At 75.1% G+C, this 996-nt stretch carries 1 protein-coding gene and 1 pseudogene; one reads left to right on the forward strand and one right to left on the reverse strand.

The window, feature by feature from the left end:
- Positions 1-489 (reverse strand): annotated as a pseudogene (locus tag I73_RS08670) (class I SAM-dependent methyltransferase); the annotation flags it as partial.
- Between the two features lie 21 nt (positions 490-510).
- Between I73_RS08670 and I73_RS33500 the strand changes: the two are divergent.
- Positions 511-996 (forward strand): hypothetical protein (locus I73_RS33500; RefSeq protein WP_022980246.1); only part of this gene is annotated, 486 nt, incomplete at its 3' end.

The raw sequence follows: 996 nt of genomic DNA on the forward strand, positions 1-996 counted from the left end.
CGAGAACATCACGAAGCCGTCCGGCCCCAGCGCGCGCCGCCAGGCCGCCAGCAGGGACGGCGGATCGTCTTCGAACTGCAGGGCCATGTTGGACCAGACCAGGCCCGCGCTGCCGGGCGCCACGGCCTGCGCGGCCAGCGGCGCTGGCGCGGCACCCAGCCAGCGCTTCCACCAGGGCGCTGGCGCGCCGCTCGTGCCCGCGCCCTGCACCTGCTGCAGCACGGCCTTGGGGTAAGCCGCACGCAGGCCGGCAGCCGGCGGACCGGCATCCAGCGACCAGTCCAGCACCTGGCCGGGGATGAGCCGGATCAGCGACAGGCGCTCCGCCATGCGCCGAGCCACCTCCTGGTGCAGCCACGACGGGGCTTCGGCCGCTGCCAGGCGCCGCCGGATGCGCGCCAGGGCCGCTGGATCCAGCCGGGTGGCGGAAGCAGGAAGGTCCGCGAAAGAGGGGAAGGACGAGGGGGACGCAGACTCGGGCGCGGACATGGCCGGCAGTATATTGAGCCGATGCCGCTTGCACCGCTGGCGCTCGCCAAGTCCGTGGCCCATGCGGGGTTGGGCCTGACACGCCGCTGGCCCGCCCCCTGCCTGGTCTGCCACGCCTGGTGCGCGGGCGGCCTGTGCTCCGCTTGCCTGGCGCGCTTTGCGCCACCACGGCAGCGCTGCCGGCGCTGCGGCCTGGCCCTGCCCCAGCCCGACAGCCCCTGCGGCGCCTGCCAGCGGCACCCCCTTCCCATGGCCCGGACCGTCGTGGCGCTGGACTATGCCTTCCCCTGGGACCGCCTGATCGCGCGCTTCAAGTTCGCCCAGGCGCCGGAGTTGGCGGGGGTGCTGGTGCGGCCCCTGGTGGCCGCGCTGGCCCGGCAGGAGGCGGCTCCCGACACGAGACCCGATCTGCTGCTGCCGGTGCCCCTGTCGCCCCGGCGCCTGCGCGAACGTGGCTACAACCAGGCCTGGGAGCTGGCCCGGCGGCTGGCCCGGGAACTGGATCTG

It is taken from the genome of Ideonella sp. B508-1 (genome assembly GCF_000333615.1).
GTDB lineage: Bacteria > Pseudomonadota > Gammaproteobacteria > Burkholderiales > Burkholderiaceae_C > Ideonella.